This is a genomic window from Ferrimonas sediminicola (genome assembly GCF_005116715.1).
GTDB lineage: Bacteria > Pseudomonadota > Gammaproteobacteria > Enterobacterales > Shewanellaceae > Ferrimonas > Ferrimonas sediminicola.
Map to the genome: position 1 here is coordinate 167,666 of NZ_SWCI01000003.1, position 16,840 is coordinate 184,505.

At 56.9% G+C, this 16,840-nt stretch carries 11 protein-coding genes; 7 read left to right on the forward strand and 4 right to left on the reverse strand.

Annotation, left to right across the window (positions count from 1 at the left end):
* The first annotated feature begins 236 nt into the window (after positions 1-236).
* From fadI to FCL40_RS06655, 3 genes are all read left to right on the forward strand, one after another.
* Positions 237-1,547: an acetyl-CoA C-acyltransferase FadI gene (gene fadI, locus FCL40_RS06645; RefSeq protein WP_136852380.1), complete on the forward strand. Its 1,311-nt coding sequence runs from the start codon at positions 237-239 to the stop codon at positions 1,545-1,547.
* Positions 1,547-3,670 (forward strand): fatty acid oxidation complex subunit alpha FadJ, encoded by a 2,124-nt coding sequence (gene fadJ / locus FCL40_RS06650; RefSeq protein WP_136852381.1) that lies wholly within the window; start codon positions 1,547-1,549, stop codon positions 3,668-3,670. The genes fadI and fadJ overlap by 1 nt, the downstream gene beginning before the upstream one ends.
* A 103-nt stretch (positions 3,671-3,773) precedes the next feature.
* Entirely contained in the window at positions 3,774-3,971 is a 198-nt protein-coding gene (locus tag FCL40_RS06655; RefSeq protein WP_136852382.1) for a hypothetical protein, read from the forward strand.
* Between the two features lie 207 nt (positions 3,972-4,178).
* Here the strand turns inward: FCL40_RS06655 and FCL40_RS06660 are convergent, their stop codons facing one another.
* From FCL40_RS06660 to FCL40_RS06670, 3 genes are all read right to left on the reverse strand, one after another.
* The gene (locus FCL40_RS06660) at positions 4,179-4,820 is read right to left on the reverse strand and encodes a hypothetical protein (protein WP_136852383.1); all 642 of its coding nucleotides are present in this window, start codon (positions 4,818-4,820) and stop codon (positions 4,179-4,181) included.
* 99 nt (positions 4,821-4,919) lie between these two features.
* The gene (locus FCL40_RS06665; RefSeq protein ID WP_136852384.1) at positions 4,920-9,197 is read right to left on the reverse strand and encodes an EAL domain-containing protein; all 4,278 of its coding nucleotides are present in this window, start codon (positions 9,195-9,197) and stop codon (positions 4,920-4,922) included.
* Between the two features lie 140 nt (positions 9,198-9,337).
* Positions 9,338-12,121, reverse strand: a complete 2,784-nt coding sequence (locus FCL40_RS06670) for an insulinase family protein (protein ID WP_136852385.1) — start codon at positions 12,119-12,121, stop codon at positions 9,338-9,340.
* 358 nt (positions 12,122-12,479) lie between these two features.
* On the opposite strand from FCL40_RS06670, the gene sixA reads away from it, so the two are divergent.
* The gene (gene sixA / locus FCL40_RS06675; protein ID WP_136852386.1) at positions 12,480-12,953 is read left to right on the forward strand and encodes a phosphohistidine phosphatase SixA; all 474 of its coding nucleotides are present in this window, start codon (positions 12,480-12,482) and stop codon (positions 12,951-12,953) included.
* On the opposite strand, the gene smrB is transcribed toward sixA, so the two are convergent.
* Positions 12,927-13,457, reverse strand: a complete 531-nt coding sequence (gene smrB / locus FCL40_RS06680) for an endonuclease SmrB (RefSeq protein WP_136852387.1) — start codon at positions 13,455-13,457, stop codon at positions 12,927-12,929. The genes sixA and smrB overlap by 27 nt on opposite strands.
* Before the next feature lie 101 nt (positions 13,458-13,558).
* Here smrB and prmB point away from each other — a divergent pair, with 101 nt between their 5' ends.
* The 3 genes from prmB to FCL40_RS06695 are packed head-to-tail and all read left to right on the forward strand — an operon-like array spanning position 13,559 to position 16,812.
* Positions 13,559-14,482 carry a 50S ribosomal protein L3 N(5)-glutamine methyltransferase gene (gene prmB / locus FCL40_RS06685; RefSeq protein ID WP_136852388.1) on the forward strand — a complete coding sequence of 308 codons (924 nt, stop codon included), beginning with the start codon at positions 13,559-13,561 and terminating at the stop codon, positions 14,480-14,482.
* Positions 14,483-14,512: 30 nt separating this feature from the next.
* Entirely contained in the window at positions 14,513-15,610 is a 1,098-nt protein-coding gene (gene aroC, locus FCL40_RS06690; RefSeq protein WP_136852389.1) for a chorismate synthase, read from the forward strand.
* Complete coding sequence (locus FCL40_RS06695; RefSeq protein WP_136852390.1) at positions 15,610-16,812, forward strand: MFS transporter; 1,203 nt, start codon at positions 15,610-15,612, stop codon at positions 16,810-16,812. The genes aroC and FCL40_RS06695 overlap by 1 nt, the downstream gene beginning before the upstream one ends.
* The last annotated feature ends 28 nt before the right edge of the window (positions 16,813-16,840 follow it).

The following is a 16,840-nucleotide window of genomic DNA, read 5'->3' on the forward strand; positions in this document are numbered from 1 at the left end:
GGGGACCGGCCCGAAAATCAAACATCTTTCATTTGATCTTTGTTCGTACACCCCATTGAATAGGTAACATAATTGCCCTTTATTCAACGGATTCATCCGTTTAGAGCATTTGTTTAATATGTTTGTTTGAAACTTCGCCATGAAAAGTTAGAATCAGATCACACTTTACTGGTCCGACCTTGTTTCGGCAGATGCCGCCAGGACGGAGAACTTTGGGTAGTTCGAGAGGAAAAAGGATGACGACAAGACAAGAGGTCAAAACCCGCAGTGGTGACCGTATCGCGATCGTGGCCGGGCTGAGGACGCCCTTTGCCCGTCAAGCGACCGCTTTTCACGGGGTATCGGCACTGGATATGGGCAAGATGGTGGTGGCGGAGATGCTGTCCCGTTACGACCTGAATCCGAAACTGGTGGATCAGGTGGTGTATGGCCAGGTGATTCAGATGCCCAAGGCCCCCAACATTGCCAGGGAGATTGTGTTGGGCACCGGGATGAACGTTCATACCGATGCCTACAGCGTGACCCGGGCCTGCGCGACCTCCTTCCAGTCGACCGTCAATGTGGCGGAGTCGATCCTCGCCGGTACCGTCGAGGTGGGGATTGCCGGGGGCGCCGATTCCAGCTCGGTGTTGCCCATCACCGTTTCCACCAAGCTGGCGCGTGCCCTGGTGGATCTGACCAAGGCGCGAACCTTGGGGGATCGGCTGAAGATCTTTAGGCGGCTCGGTCTCCGTGACCTGGCGCCTGTACCACCGGCGGTGGCGGAATACTCCACCGGCATCTCCATGGGACAAACGGCGGAGCAGATGGCTAAGACCCACGGTATCAGCCGGGCGGACCAGGATGCGATGGCGGTACGTTCCCATCAGTTGGCGGCTGAGAGCTGGAAAGCGGGGAACCTGGCCGCCGAGGTGATGACCTGCCATGTTCCTCCATACAAGAGCTTCATCAGTGAAGACAACAACATTCGCGCAGAGATTCAGGCCGAGAAACTGGCCAAGCTGAAGCCGGTGTTTGACAAGAGACATGGTTCGGTTACCGCAGCTAACTCCACGCCCCTGACCGATGGGGCTTCGGCACTGATCCTGATGCCAGAGTCCAAAGCCAAGGCATTGGGATATCAGCCCATAGGTTACATCCGCAGCTGGGGGTTTGCCGCCATCGACGTCTGGGAAGATATGCTGATGGGCCCCTCCTACGCCACCCCTCTGGCGCTGGACCGTGCCGGGATGACTCTGGCGGATCTGGATCTTATCGAGATGCACGAGGCCTTCGCCGCCCAGGCTCTGGCCAATATGAAGATGTTTGAGTCCAGAAAGTTTGCCGAAGAGAAGCTGGGGCGCAGCGATGCCATCGGCGAGATCGACATGGCCAAGTTCAATGTCATGGGGGGCTCTCTGGCCTATGGTCACCCCTTTGCCGCCACCGGCGGGCGACTCATTACGCAGATGTGTAACGAGCTGAAGCGCAGAGGCGGAGGCCTTGGATTGACCACCGCCTGTGCGGCGGGCGGCCTGGGTGCGGCGATGATTCTGGAGGTGGAGTAATGAAGACCAAGAGCTTTGAGGTAACGGTGGCAGAGGACAGGATTGCCGTTATCACCATGGATGTTCCCGGTGAAACCATGAACACCCTTCGCAGTGAGTTTGGTGACGAGGTTCGTGAGATTCTCGACTATCTCGGCAGCCTGAGTGATCTGGCCGGGGTGGTGTTTACGTCGGGCAAAGCGGACTCCTTTATCGCCGGTGCCGACATCAATATGCTGGCCGCCTGTACAACCCGGGAGGATGTCTACCGTCTTTCCAGGGATGGCCACAAACTGTTCAACGAACTGGCAGGGCTGAAGGTGCCGGTGGTTGCGGCCATCCACGGTCCCTGTCTGGGAGGAGGCCTGGAGTTGGCCCTGGCCTGTGATTACCGGGTTATCAGTACCAGTCCCAAAACCGTCCTGGGTCTGCCCGAGGTGCAACTGGGTATTTTGCCTGGCGGTGGCGGCACCCAGCGTCTGCCCAAGCTGGTGGGGATCGCCAAGTCGCTGGATATGATGCTGACCGGCAAACAGCTCCGTCCCAAGCAGGCGGTGAAACTGGGCGTTGCCGACGAGATGGTCCCCGCGACCGTGTTGTTGGAGGTGGCCAAAAAGTGGGTCGCCAAGGGCAAACGCAGGAAGATCCAGCCCAGGCTCAAGGGGGTAGAGAAACTGCTGGAGATGACGCCGGTAGGACGCAACGTCATCTATGACCAGGCCCTGAAGACGGTGATGAAGAAAACCATGGGGAACTATCCCGCCCCGGCCAAGATCATCGATTGCGTTAAGGCGGCTTCGGGGGAACTGGATCAGGGGCTGAAGCTGGAAGCCAGCCATTTTGCCGATCTGGTGATGTCAGCGGAATCCGCTGCGCTTCGGTCGATCTTCTTTGCGACTACCGAGATGAAGAAGGAGACCGGCGCCGGCGACGTCAAGCCAGCACGGGTCCATAAGGCGATGGTCCTCGGCGGCGGGTTGATGGGGGGCGGCATCGCCAATGTGACTGCGGTCAAGGCAAAGGTACCGGTTCGCATCAAGGATATCTCCCATCAAGGCATCAGTGCCGCGCTCTCCTCCACCTGGAAACAACTGGATAAGAAGGTCAAGCGTCGCCATATCTCTGTCGCGGAGAGGGACAGGACCATGAGCATGATGACCGGGACTACTGAGTATTCCGGGGTCAAGGATGTCGACATCGTGGTGGAAGCGGTGTTTGAGGACCTGAAGCTCAAGCACCAGATGGTCAGGGATGTGGAGCAGTATTGTGGCGAGAATACCATCTTTGCTTCGAACACCTCCTCCCTGCCTATTGGCCAGATTGCCGAGGCAGCCAGCCGTCCCGACAAGGTGATTGGCCTGCACTACTTTTCTCCGGTAGAGAAGATGCCTCTGGTGGAGGTGATTGCCCACAGGGGGACGTCGCCTGAAACCATCGCCACGACGGTGGCTTTTGCGAAGAAACAGGGGAAAACACCCATTGTGGTTCAAGATTGCGCCGGGTTCTATGTAAATCGCATTTTAGCACCCTATATGAACGAGGCTGCCAACCTCGTCTTGGAGGGTGAACCCATAGATAAATTGGATAAAGCACTGGTTAAATTCGGTTTTCCTGTTGGTCCAGTTACACTCTTGGATGAAGTTGGCATTGATGTGGGCGCCAAAATTTCGCCGATATTGGAGGCGGAACTGGGAGCCAGGTTCGCTTCGCCCCCGGCTTTCGCCAAACTTTTGGCGGATGGGCGTAAGGGGCGCAAGAATGGTAGGGGATTTTATCAGTTTGATGCCAAGAAGAAGGGCAAGAAGCCCGTGGATGAAAGCGTCTATAAGGTTCTTGGGGTAAATCCCGACGGAAGATTGTCGGATTCGGAGTTGTCTGAGCGCTGTGTGGTGCAGATGCTGAATGAAGCGGTCCGTTGCCTGGACGAGGGGATCATCGCCAGCGCTCGAGATGGCGATATCGGAGCCATCTTTGGCATCGGCTTCCCCCCCTTCCTCGGCGGTCCCTTCCGTTACATCGACAGCATGGGGCCGGCACGCCTGGTTGACCTGCTCAGGGGGTATGAGGCGCGTTTCGGCGAGCGTTTTGCCCCGTGTGAGCGACTGCTGGCCATGGCCGAAGCCGATCAGCGCTTTTACGGATAGGTGTGGGTCTGGGTCAGAGAGGGCAGCTTAGGCTGCCTTTTTCATTGGCCGTGTGTCGTCTTGGCTATATAATGGCCAGCTTTGTGGCGATGTGGTGTGTCCTATGCTGTGGTTACTGCTGATGCTGGTCAGTTCCGCCTTCTTCTATGTGGAGGCCTGTAAAGCCGGCCTGAGCCCAAAGCGATGGGGTATCGCCGGTTTTCTCGTGGGCCCCATGCTCTGGCCCCTGTTTCGCGTGCACGCCAACCTGGCGCTTCGCCGCGCCGTCGGCCGGGGTGACGTGCTCTGGACCATAAAATGACATAGAGGAGCCAAGGGCTCCTCTATGATTCTCGTCATCGACCTTTCGGTCTTCAGGACCACCAGCTTCCTGCCGGTACCTCTCTGATATCCAATTCAGCCTTGATGCGCTTACGAGGTTTGCGAATCAATGTGTCCCTCAGAAGTGTGATCATTATTCTAATCATCGTACAGCTCCTCTGTCGGGGGAATATCTGTTGCTTATAACTTAGGCGGTCTGCCGCTCGGACAGCTTGATCCAGGGGATGCCGCCGGCGAGCTGCTGGTCGGACAGCTTGATCCAGGGGATGCCACCGGCGACCTGCTGGTCGGACAGTTTTATCCAGGGGATGCCGCCGGCGAGCTGCTGGTCGGACAGCTTGATCCAGGGGATGCCGCCGGCGACCTGCTGGTCGGACAGTTTTATCCAGGGGATGCCGCCGGCGAGCTGCTGGTCGGACAGCTTGATCCAGGGGATGCCGCCGGCGACCTGCTGGTCGGACAGCTTGATCCAGGGGATGCCACCGGCGACCTGCTGGTCGGACAGCTTGATCCAGGGGATGCCGCCGGCGACCTGCTGGTCGGACAGTTTTATCCAGGGGATGCCACCGGCGACCTGCTGGTCGGACAGCTTGATCCAGGGGATGCCGCCGGCGATCTGCTGGTCGGACAGTTTTATCCAGGGGATGCCACCGGCGAGCTGCTGGTCGGACAGCTTGATCCAGGGGATGCCACCGGCGCTTTGTTGAGTATTTGATTTAATCCACGGAATGGAACCAGCAATTTCGGAAGTGGCCTGGTTGCCATGGCTGATGAAGGCGGAAGCAGAAAATGCTGTGGCGGTAGTAATGGCGATTACCAGAGTTTTCATTGCTGTTTTCATGGGAGTGGTCCTTGCCGAAAAAAAATTTAATCGGCAAGGACTCAGCAATGGCTGTGCCAATCCTGAAAAGTTAGTAACCTTTCTAGATCATACTGTTAACTTGTTAAGCTCATTTTTAAGCTTTTGTTCTATGTCGTTTTTTTTCAAAGGTTTGCTGAAATGGTAGCCTTGAATCAATTCGCACTTAAGAGCTTTTAAAACAGTAAGTTGCGAGCCATCTTCGATCCCTTCGGCCACCACCTGAAGATTCATGTTGTGGGCAATGGTAATAATGGAATCAACCATCTTCATATCTTTGTCGGAGACGGCGATGTCATCGATAAAGGACTTATCTATCTTCAACGTGTTGATGGGGAATCTCTTCAGATAGGAGAGAGACGAATAGCCCGTGCCAAAATCGTCCAGTGCTAGGTGGATGTGCATCTTATTGAGCTCTTGCATGATGCTGATCGCTTCCTCCGGGTGTTCGATGACCGCGCCCTCGGTGATCTCCAGTTCGAGGCTTTCGGGGGGAAGGCCGGTTTCCTCAAGTATGGCGTGCAGACGATGACACAGCTGTTTGGAGGCGAACTGCTGGCCGGAGATATTGACCGCCATGCGTCCACGCAACAGCCCAGCTTTCCGCCAATGCTGGGCGGTTGCGCAGGCTTGCCTGAGAACCCAGAGATCGATATCGGCGATGAGGCCGGTCTCTTCGGCCAGGGCAATGAACTTATCGGGGTAGAGCAGGCCCTGAGTGGGGTGATTGATTCGGACCAGGGCCTCCATGCCGAAGATGGAGTCGTCGCTCAAAGCCATTTTGGGCTGATAGTGCAGCTCGAACCAGTTTTCCCTCAGTGCTTGGCGAATCATCGCTTCAACTTCGAAGCGCCTGACCGCATCCTGGTTCATAAAGTCATTGAAGAACTGAAAGCTTTGCCCGCCCTCGCTCTTAGCGTGGTACATGGCCAGATCGGCTTTCCTGAGCAGAGCATGGGGATCAGAGTCGTCCTCGGGGTAACTTACGATGCCGATGCTGGCGTTGACTACGATCTCCTCCTCTTCGATGAGGAAAGGTTGAGCAAAGGTGTTGAGTATGCGGGTGGCGATCTTGGTAGCGTTCTTTATGGAGGCGTCGTTATCGGCGATCACCGCAAACTCGTCGCCGCCAAGGCGGTACAGTTCGCAGTCGTTAGTCAACTGGGCATTGAGCCTGTTGGCCACATGGCAAAGCAGGCTGTCACCCACATCGTGACCGAGTGTTTCGTTGATACGCTTGAAGTTATCAAGGTCGAAGACAAATAGGCAGTGGGCGCTCTCTCTCTTAATGCGGGCATCCAGGCTGATCTGCAGGTAGGTACGATTGGGCAGGCCGGTCAGCACGTCGTTGTTGGTCAGCCGCCTGAGTTCGGTTTCGTTCTGCTTCCTGTGGGTGATGTCGGTGAGAATACCCACGAAATAGCTGGGTTGGTTGTCCTCGGCCTTAATCAGGTCGATGACCACATCCAGGCAGATACGTCGACCATCTGGTCTGAGGTGCTCCAGTTCAGAGGTCCAGCTGCCCTGGATCTTGACGATGTTGGAGATCTCCTGGAAGTAACCGGCGTCCAGATCCCCCAGGGAGAGCGGAGTGCCGGTGAGATCCTGGCGTTGATGGCCGAGGATCTTGCAGGCGCTGTCGTTCAGCTCCAGGTAATGGAAGTTGGCATCCAGGATGAACATGCCTTCGGAGATGTTGGTCAGGGCCCGGGCGAAGATGGTGAGGCGCTCCTCCGCTTCTTTTAGCTTGCTGATGTCTTTGATGGTGCCCGTCATACGGGTGGGGTTGTCATCGCCGTCCCGTTCTACAATTTTGGCCCGGTCGAGAATCCACACCCAGTTGTGCTGCTTGTCCCGTACCCTGTAGGTAGCCTCGAAGTGGTCCACATCCCCCGTGAAGTGTGCCTCTAGCGCTTTTTGAACCCGCTCCCTGTCATTGGGATGGATGTTGCCGTTGTCGGTGGGGGCGCTGCGCTGGCCGTCCTGAGGGAAGTCCAGAGTACCCCAGATGTTGGAGCGGTAGATGCGTCCGGAGCGGATGTCCCAGTCCCACATCTCGTCACCGCTCCCCCAGAGGGACAGCTTAAGCCGCTCCTCACTCTGGGCGATGCGCAGTTGCACCAGTCTCCGTTGCTGAATGGAACGCAGAGCCAGCAGCATTAGGCTCAGAATCACCAAGGCATAGAGGCCACGGGCAAGATTGGAGAGCCACCAGGGCGGCAGGATCACTACATTCAGACTTCGAATTGGGCTTTCATGGCCCAGCCTATCGGTACTTTTAACCTGAAAGGTGTAATTGCCATAGGGGACATTGGTGTAGGTGGCCGCGTGGGCACTGGCATCGGCTTCGAGCCAGTGATCGTCGAGTCCTTCTAAACGATAAAAATACTGTAGGTTGTGATCCAGGGCCTCTTGCGGGGAGGAGAAAGAGAAGGAGAAGGGGTAATCACTGTATTTTAAGGTTACGGACTCCGCGTAAGGGATCGCTTGTTTAAGGTTCAGTCCTACATTGACATCTTTGTTGAAGATACGAAAAGAGGTCAATACTGGCGCAATTCGTGGTTCTCGATACTTGTTAAAGTCAGAGACAAGGTTAATTCCCTCGCTACCGCCAAAAATCAGGGTGTCATCGAACTTGCCTGATGCCATGCCGTTGAAGTCATTTAAGGAACCCTGCTTATTGCCGAAGATCTTCAGGATCTCACCAGTGCTTTTATCAAGGACCAATAATCCAGCAGAACTTGCGCTAATTATACGGTCGCCGGTGACTTCGAAAGAGTATGCAATATAATTATTAAGGTCGCTTATCTGGGTGGACTGACCACTGCTTGAAATTTCAAATATTCCATTATCAAGAGACTGAGCTAGTATTCTTCCCTCTGAGTATTTAACACCTGAGACAATTCTTCCTTTTAAAAATTCACCATTTCTGACGAGGCTTCCATTAAGCTTGGTCAGCTGCACAGCTCCAGTTTGAGTGCCAACAAACAATGCCTGTTTAGTGGCGGCACCATTCAGGATCGGCATGTTGATGCGTCTGTCAACTGGAGCTTTCTCAATTCTGGGCTCGCCATTAATATTTTTCAGCATCATTAGCCCATGTTCAACTGTACCCAGATAAATATTTGCTGAATATGGGTCTGGAATGATGGCGCTAAAAGTGGCTTGATGGTGCAGAACAACCTGTTCTAGGTTTTTATCAACTATTATTAGTTTGTTTTTTCCACTAATAAGAAGTTTTCCGGCATATTCATTAATGCCCTTCGGTCCGGAAATGCCAGTGTCAATGCTTCTGGCTTTTTGATAGGAGTGATCATATAGATGCAATACTGGGTCATTTTCGGCCAGCAGCAGGAACTCACCATACTGTTGAGCGCCCCAAATATCTGTAAGATCAGGGTGGGATAATTTTTCTACGATCTTTTCTTTGCTGCTTTTTCGGAAAATTCCATTTCCATTTGTTCCTATTAATAGACTTCCATCGCGGTCGAAAAACAGAGTGGTGATAGCCAGTGATTCACTTTTGTTGTTATAAACTCTTCCGGCACTACCGCTTTTACTAAGCTGGACTGAAAAGACTTTATCCCTAGAGACGGCATAAATATTGTCATCTTGCGGGTTGTACTTTAGCTTTTGGTAGCCACTACCAAGATTAAACACTCTTTTTTCGCCTCTTTCGACAACGGAGATGCTTTCTTCTCCCAGAAGAAAAATCCTGTCTCCATATTTGTCTAGGTCTGAAAATGCTTGTTTGTCTGGTATTTTTAATGATGTGTTTTTATTAACTATTGAGCCATCATACAATAATGCAATACCACCCTTTTCGAAGGGTATGAATTTGACGGCATTTACTCCATCGACCACCTTTTCAAATTCCATTGATTGAGTATCAAGACGGAATACACCGATGTTAGAAGCGATCCAAACGACATCTTCCTCCCTTTGCAGGTGACTGACCTTCATCCCTTCAGGTAGTGCCAGAGTCTCAAAGTGGTCTTCCGTGATGTTGTAGATATCGAGTGTTGTCTGCGTGGCTATTACCAGAGTATCAATGCTATCCAAATAGACCTGACTCAAAATGGTGTTAGAGCTCAAGCTGTTTGGGTTGCTATCCTGATGGCGGAAGATTTTGAACTCGTGACCATCGAAGCGGTTTAGCCCCTCCAGGGTGCCCACCCACAGCATACCGACTTTGTCCTGGGCGATTGACGTGACCACAGACTGGCTCAGTCCCTGGGTGGTGGAGAGGTGCTGGAACTTGTTTACCGGCTGCAGGGAGTCTCCCCAGGAGAGGGGCGGCAGGAGTAACACAGATAGGCCCAGAGCAATAACCGATTTTAGAGTCATTTCTGTATTTTTTATTAAATTATCGTATGTTAGAGCAGACTACCGAACCTAGCATGCCGTGCCCTAAATGAACAGAGTACATCTGTAAGGAGCCGTTTGGTTGCCGTATCCATGGCCATCACCTCCGGGAGTCTGGAATGTTAGACGGAAAACCGGCCGGTTTCCGATTTGAATCGGTTGAGGTCCTCGATGTTGCTGGATCCCTCGATCACCGAGTGATCTTGGTGTTGGTTGCCGCAGCTGAACAGGATCAGCCTGTCGGGCACCTTCGCCTTCATTCGACTGACAATAAAGCGGATCATGTCGGCCCTCTCCAGGGTGTCGATCTCCTCGGCGATACGCTGGCGAAGGCCAAAATCATTGTCATGGTTGCCTATGCTGGTCCACAGCCTCTGCGCTCTGGCGTTAATGTTAGCATCGGGCTCCAGGATCTGGCGGACCAGCCCTTGCTTGGTGGATTGCCACTGGTCGTGGGTGATCTGCATCAGGGCGTAGCTGAAATCGGCGATAAACTGGTCGATGGCTTCAATGAGCTGAAGAGGGCTGGCCACCGGACTCTGGATGTAGAACATCAGGCCGGGGTAGTGGTTCAGTGGCACATAGCTGGTGCCGACCATGTAACCCAGCTGTTGCTTGGTCCTCAGTTCGTGGAAGAAGTTGGAGCTCATGGCGTGGTTTAGCAGGCTGAACATCGCCGCCTTCTCCGGCGTGTGCCTGCGGGACTGGTAGTAGACCAGGATGGCGCTGTCCTGATGTTCCGCCGGCAGCTCGCGTAAGATGGTGCCTCGCGCCTCGATACTGACCAGCTCCCGAACCACTTCGGGACCGGGGGCGCTCAGCTTGATCATCTGTTGATGCAGGTCACGGGCCAGGGCATCGGCCTCTGCTCGCAGCCAATCGCCATAGACGAAGGCTTCGATGTTGATTTGGCGGTAGATCCTTCCAATGTGCTCGTGAAGCTCCTCCAAAGTGACCGTCTCCAGGCCCGCCGCCAGACGCAGGGGCTCATAGCTGCGGTGCTGGAGGGTGGCTGTCAGGCTGTTGAACAGTTTGGATATGGGGCGGGCATTGCGCACGGCGTGCCAATTGCGCATCAGCCTGGACTTGGTGTCGTTAAAGCGCCTGGGGAGGAAGTTCCGTTTCTTGGCCTGGCTGAGCAACAGGCTGAGCAGCTCCTGCTGTTTGCCGGTGAAACCGGTGAGGTGCAGGGTCAGCCCCCCCTGATGGGGGTAGATGTTGTAGCTGAGGCCGGCAATCTCGGCGGCGTAGGTGCGTTCGCTGAGATCGTCGAGTAGCATGGCAATGTAGAGGCGTGTCAGCGCCGCCGCTCGGGTGGTCCTATGGGCCTCGTCGCTGTCGAGGGCAATAAACAGGTGGCCCTTGGGCACATTGAACTCGCTGTCCTTGAAGTGCCACAGTCTGAAACCGTCGCGTTCGAACACAACCTGGGGGACCTCGGAGTCCTGCTCCTCGTGTCGGGCCTTAATATCCTTGAGGATGTAGGGATTGGGGCCCGGCAGGCTCAGTTCATGGGATTTTGGCACGGCAGCCCAACGACAGCGGCGCTGTTCGGTAATGGGCTCTATGCTGTAGGGTGTGTTGTACCACCTGGCGTGCCGGTCTGTTTCCAGCTCCGGCAGCACCAACTGCAGTCTCAGCCGTTTGGGGTGCATGCTCCCCAGCAGATCCCGGGTTAACTGGGTGTCCAGCTTGTCCATGCGGTAGTCGCCGTAGATGATGTCGTGTTCCGGGTAGTGCTGCATGTTGATCGCCAGATGGCTGGCCAGATCCATCGGCTTGCTAGCCTCCTGGAAGCGGAACGCCAGATCCAGCAGGGTTTTGCGTTCATCGTAGCGCCACTCCTCGAGGCACTGGGCTTTGACCACCTCAATGTACTGAAACATCAACCCCAGTATGGTGTCCTGTTCGGCGATCCCCTTCTCAGTCAGCTGGAAGCTGATGTTGAAATCCTTGAAGTTGTAGCCGTTGATGCCGCCGCCGGCGGAGAGGTTGGTGGCCAGCCCCTGGCGCTTGAGCAGGGAGAGCAGGCTGCCACGACCTTCGTAGCCTAGCATGTGGGCCAGAAAGGTCAGGGGCTTGAGGTGATACCACCGGTCGACGCCGGGCAGGGGGAAGGTCGCGGTCAGGCGTCGCTGAGCTTTCAGCGGGGTGGCCCGCACCTCGATGTTGAGCTCCCGATCGGTATAGAGGTCAATGTCCGGGTAGGCTTTGATCAGGTTACGGTTTTCCACCTGGGCGAAGCGTTGCTGCGCCCACTGCTGCTGTAACTCCAGTGGAGCGTGGCTTACCATCACCAGAGTCATCAGGTTGGCGGAGTAGTGCTGGCGGTAGAACGCCAGCAACTCCTCCCGGACCGGTCTGTCGTCGCGGTCTTCCAGGGTCTGAAGGTTGCCTACGGAAAATTTGGCAAAGGGGTGGGCGGGGTTTACCGTCTGCTTATGCACCTGATAGAGGCGGCGGACATCGTCCCGCAGCTTCATCTTGAATTCGGAGTCCACCGACAGGCGTTCTTTGTCCGCCAGGTGGGCATCGAACAGCGGGGCGGTAAAGAACTGGCTGAACCTGTCCAGGCCCTCTTCGAAGCTGGCGTGATTGATGTCGAAGAAGTAACAGGTAAACTCGGGCCCAGTCCAGGCGTTGTGGTTGCCGCCATGCTGGCTGATGAAGCGCTGGTAGTCTCCGGGGGTTGGGTACTTCTCCGTTCCCAGGAACAGCATGTGTTCCAGAAAATGCGCCATCCCCTCCCGCTCTTCGGGGTCGTCGAAATGTCCCACGTTGACCGCTAGGGCGGCGGCAGACTTGTTGGCCTCCGGATCCTGAATCAGGAGAACTCTTAGGCCATTGTCTAGGGTAATCTGAGCGTATTTCTTGTTATCGTTAGGGCTGACGATCAGTTCTGGCATTGATGTTGAGTCCTATGGGCCTACCGCAGTGCTTTGAGTATTGCGCCGGAGACAACAAGGGCAATGCGCATGCTGGTTCTGATAGTGATAAGCCTAGTTAAAGCTGACTGCGAACGTGGCATTTTTGTTAGCTTATACCCTTTCCCAGGGGAAAACCAAAATGAATCACTTTGTTATTTTGCTGCTTTCTTGGTGAGTGAGCGCTTTTTAGACGGGAACGGTTCGGGTGTTAACAACGGCCCTGGGTTTCTATAGAATGCCCGACTTAATCTGCTCTAAAGATCGGGGTTCAGAGCCCCGGTTCTCGCGGGCAGGAGCCACCATCCGGCCGGGCCGGCGAGCAATCATCGGGGTAACAATGCAGCTATTTTTGATGCGTCATGGCGAGGCCGGGTTCGATGCCTCGGTGGACAGCCAGAGAACCCTGACCGATCTCGGTCAGCGGGAGGTGATGCATATGGGGGCGAAGCTGGCTCCGGAGTTTGCCCGGTGCGAGCTGGCCCTGGTGAGCCCCTATGTGCGGGCCCAGCAGAGCTGGGTGTGTCTGCAGGCCTCGCTGCCCGAGGGGGTGGCGGTGGAAACTCTGGACGAACTGGTGCCCGATGCAGATCCCTCCCTCAGTCACGATGTGATTGCGGCCTATGCCGATACCCATGGCGCCGAGCGGGTGCTGGTGGTGGCCCACATGCCTCTGCTGGCCTATCTGGTCAGGGAGTTTGTCCCTGGTATAGAGCCTCCCCTGTTTGCCACCGCGGCGGTTGCTGCAATAAGGACGCTTCCCTGCGCGGAGTTTCAGTGGCTCAAGTCACCGACGGTGCCAGCCCTCCTCTGATTGACCGATATCCACCAACACCAGCAGTGAGCCATCGCCGCCCCACTCGAGGGGCGCCTGATGGTAGGCGATCACATCCGGATGCTGGGCCAGCCAGGCGGGTACCTGTTGCTTGAGCACCCCGCCACCGATGCCGTGCATGATGCAGGCACAGTCGATGTGCTGCTTCCTGCACGCCTCAATGAGGGCGATGATCTCGAACCGTGCTTCCTGGGCCCGGTAGCCGTGAAGATCCAGCATCAGCTCCGGAGGGTAGTCGCCGCGGCGCAGCTTCTTCAACTCGAAGGGATCTGCCCCCTCCCGCAGGTAGCGGGTGGGGCCGCTGTCGGGCATGGCCGGCTGGTACTCGTCCGAGAAGTAGGTGTCCGCCATCTGACGCTGCTGTTTCTCCTCCATCACCACCTTGGATTTGGGGCTTTTCCTGTGGTGATGCTTGTCCTGACTCATGGGTTTGATCCCCTTCATCATCTCGGAAAACAGCTTGTCGTGATTCTGCTGGCTCATAGACTTCCCGCTCGGGCGGCACATGGTTAAAGGAATGCAATCGTAATCCGACAAGGGGCGGGTTACAATGTGCCGGTTTCATCTAGTTTAGGGTTTTCCAGGTGGATAAAATTTTTATCGACGAAGCAGTGACCGAACTGCAGACCATTGAAGATATGCTGCGGTGGTCCGTCAGCCGTTTTAATGACGCTGGCATCTATTATGGCCATGGTACCGACAACCCCTGGGACGAGGCGGTGGCTTTGGTGCTGCACTGTTTGCACCTGCCCCTCGAGTTGGGGAACGAAGTGCGCCGGGCGCGCCTGACCAGCAGCGAAAAACAGAAGATCGCCGAGCTGGTGATCCGCCGGGTTCGGGATCGCACCCCGGTACCCTACCTGACCAACAGTGCCTGGTTCGCCGGCCTGGAGTTCTACTGTGATGAGCGGGTGCTGGTGCCCCGTTCGCCCATTGCCGAACTGATCGACAAGGGGTTCACTCCCTGGATGTACAACAAGCCGGTACAGCGTATCCTCGATATGTGTACTGGTTCCGGCTGTATCGCCATCGCCTGTGCCTACGCCTTCCCGGATGCCGAGGTGGACGCGGTGGACATCAGCAGCGACGCCCTGGATGTTGCTCAGATCAATATTGAGCGCCACGGCATGCTGCACAGCGTCTTCCCCATCCAGTCCGATGGGTTCAATGCCTTGCCAGGGCAGAAGTATGATCTTATTGTGTCCAATCCTCCCTACGTCGACGCCGAGGATATGGCTGACCTGCCTGAGGAGTTTCACCATGAGCCAGAGCTGGGTCTGGCTTCTGGCAACGATGGCCTGGACCTGACTCGCCGCATCCTGCGTGAGGCGGCCGATCACCTCAATGACAACGGGGTGCTGATCGTAGAGGTGGGTAACTCCTGGGTGGCCCTGGCCGAGCAACTGCCTGAGGTGCCCTTCACCTGGCTGGAGTTCGAAAACGGCGGCGACGGGGTGTTTGTCCTCACCAGGGAGCAGTTGGTGGAGCATCAAGACCGCTTCAAGTAGTCATCAATCATATGGGAGTGCCGCTGGGGAATGGCAGGTAATACTATAGGTAAGCTTTTCACCGTGACCACCTGGGGTGAAAGTCACGGTCTCTCACTGGGCGCCATTGTCGATGGTTGTCCCCCCGGCATCGAACTGAGCGAGGCGGATCTGCAGGGTGACCTGGACCGCCGTCGCCCAGGCAGTTCCCGCTATACCACCGCCCGGCGGGAGCCGGACCAGGTGAGCATCCAGTCCGGCGTGTTCGAGGGGAAAACCACTGGCACGCCCATCGGCCTGCTGATTCAGAACACCGATCAGCGCTCCAAGGATTACTCTGAGATCGCCCGGACCTTTCGTCCCGGCCATGCGGACTATACCTACCATCACAAGTACGGCATCCGCGATTACCGGGGCGGTGGCCGCAGTTCCGCCCGGGAAACCGCCATGCGGGTGGCCGCCGGCGCCATTGCCAAGAAGTACCTGGCCCAGGTTCATGGCATCGAGATTCGCGGTTACCTGTCCCAGCTCGGCCCCATCCGCGCCGAGCAGGTGGACCTGGCCCAGATTGAGCAGAACCCCTTTTTCTTCCCCGACACCACCAAGCTGGAGGCGCTGGACCAGTTCATGCGGGATCTGAAGAAGAGCGGCGACTCCATCGGCGCCAAGGTGACCGTGGTGGCCACCGGGGTGCCGGTGGGGCTGGGTGAGCCAGTGTTCGACCGTCTGGATGCGGATCTGGCCCACAGCCTGATGAGCATCAATGCGGTCAAGGCGGTGGCCTTGGGGGATGGCTTCGACGTGGTGGAGCAGCGGGGCAGCGAGCACCGTGACGAGTTGACCCCGGAGGGCTTTACCTCCAATCACGCCGGCGGCGTGCTCGGGGGGATCAGCAGCGGCCAGCCTCTGGTGGCTCATCTGGCGCTCAAGCCCACCTCCTCCATCATGGTGCCGGGCAACAGCATCGACCTTGAGGGGAACCCCACCGAACTGGTGACCCGGGGGCGTCATGACCCCTGTGTCGGCATACGAGCGGTACCGATCGCCGAAGCGATGATGGCGATTACCCTGATGGACCACCTGTTGCGTCATCGGGCTCAAAATGCCGACGTTGCCGTGACGACCCCTGCCTTGAATATGAAAGCGTGATGACCAACCGATTCTGGCAGCCACAGCGACAGCTGTTGGCTGCCAACTACCTGTTCTATTTTGCCGTACAGGGGTTGACCGTCCCCTTTATGGGAATCTACCTGGACCTGCGTGGTTTCGACGCCCCCCAGATCGGCACCCTGATGGCGGCGCAGATGGCCACCGCCATGGTGTCTCCCTACCTGTGGGCCTCCCTGGCCGATGCCAGCGGCCGTCGGGCTGGGATCGCCAAGCTGGGTCTGGCACTGGCGCTGACCGGGTTCGCCGGGCTGCTGTTCGCCCAGGGAATGTTGGCCACGGGGGCGGCGCTGATGGCGTTCAGTTTCAGCTGGAGCGGCATCCTCGCCCAGTTGGAGGTGCTGACTCTCTCCTCCCTGAAGCCGAGAACCGAGCTCTACAGCAAGGTGCGAAGCTGGGGAAGCGTCGGCTACCTGGCGATGGTGATCGCTGCCGGCTGGGCCTTCGACCAGTGGGATGCCGGCCTGTTGCCCTGGATCGGCGTCGGACTGCTGGCCACCATGCTCTGGTTTACCCTGGCGCTCGACAATGGGGATGAGTCGCACGGGACCCGCTCCACGGGGTCCTGGCTGGGGATCCGCTGGAGCAGGGTGGCTCTCTATCTGCTGTTTGCCTTCAGCCTTAACGCCAGTCACGGTGCCTACTACGGCTTTTACGTACTCTACCTGCAGACCCTGGGGATCAGTGAATCCGTGGCCGGGCTGCTGGTGGCCTCCGGGGTGCTGGCGGAGGTGGGCCTGTTTGCCCTGATGCCCAGGCTGCTCAGGAGGGTCGCGCTGGATCGGCTGATGATCGTCTGTGCCCTGCTGGCGCTGCTGCGCTGGTTGGTCACCGCCCAGGTGAGCTCGCCCCTGGGGCAGTTGCCGGCGCAGATGCTGCATGCGGCCAGCTTTGCCCTGGCTCATGCCTGTGCCATGCAGTTCATCCATCATGAGTTTGCGCCCGGGATCCAGGGGCGGATGCAGGCCCTCTACGGCAGCCTGGCGTTCAGTGGCGGCGGTGCCCTGGGGATCTACTTCAGTGGCCAACTTTGGGCGGATCAGCCAGGGCGAATCTGGCAGCTGGCCATGGCCCTGGCGGCGGTTTCGCTGGTGGCGGCGCTGCTCTCCCGGGGGCTGGGATACAACCGGCGGGTGGCGCAGCAGGCCGGTGAACCGCCGGGGCGTTGCGCGGATGCGGCCTAGCCCATTCCAGAGAGGGTGACACTCGAGA

Coding starts and splice junctions, on each gene's coding strand:
- fadJ (WP_136852381.1), top strand. CDS start 1,547: ATGAAGACCAAGAGCTTTGAGGTAACGGTGGCAGAGGACAGGATTGCC.
- FCL40_RS06695 (WP_136852390.1), top strand. CDS start 15,610: ATGACCAACCGATTCTGGCAGCCACAGCGACAGCTGTTGGCTGCCAAC.
- smrB (WP_136852387.1), bottom strand. CDS start 13,457: ATGAGCCAGCAGAATCACGACAAGCTGTTTTCCGAGATGATGAAGGGG.
- sixA (WP_136852386.1), top strand. CDS start 12,480: ATGCAGCTATTTTTGATGCGTCATGGCGAGGCCGGGTTCGATGCCTCG.
- aroC (WP_136852389.1), top strand. CDS start 14,513: ATGGCAGGTAATACTATAGGTAAGCTTTTCACCGTGACCACCTGGGGT.
- FCL40_RS06655 (WP_136852382.1), top strand. CDS start 3,774: ATGCTGTGGTTACTGCTGATGCTGGTCAGTTCCGCCTTCTTCTATGTG.
- FCL40_RS06665 (WP_136852384.1), bottom strand. CDS start 9,197: ATGACTCTAAAATCGGTTATTGCTCTGGGCCTATCTGTGTTACTCCTG.
- FCL40_RS06670 (WP_136852385.1), bottom strand. CDS start 12,121: ATGCCAGAACTGATCGTCAGCCCTAACGATAACAAGAAATACGCTCAG.
- FCL40_RS06660 (WP_136852383.1), bottom strand. CDS start 4,820: ATGAAAACTCTGGTAATCGCCATTACTACCGCCACAGCATTTTCTGCT.
- fadI (WP_136852380.1), top strand. CDS start 237: ATGACGACAAGACAAGAGGTCAAAACCCGCAGTGGTGACCGTATCGCG.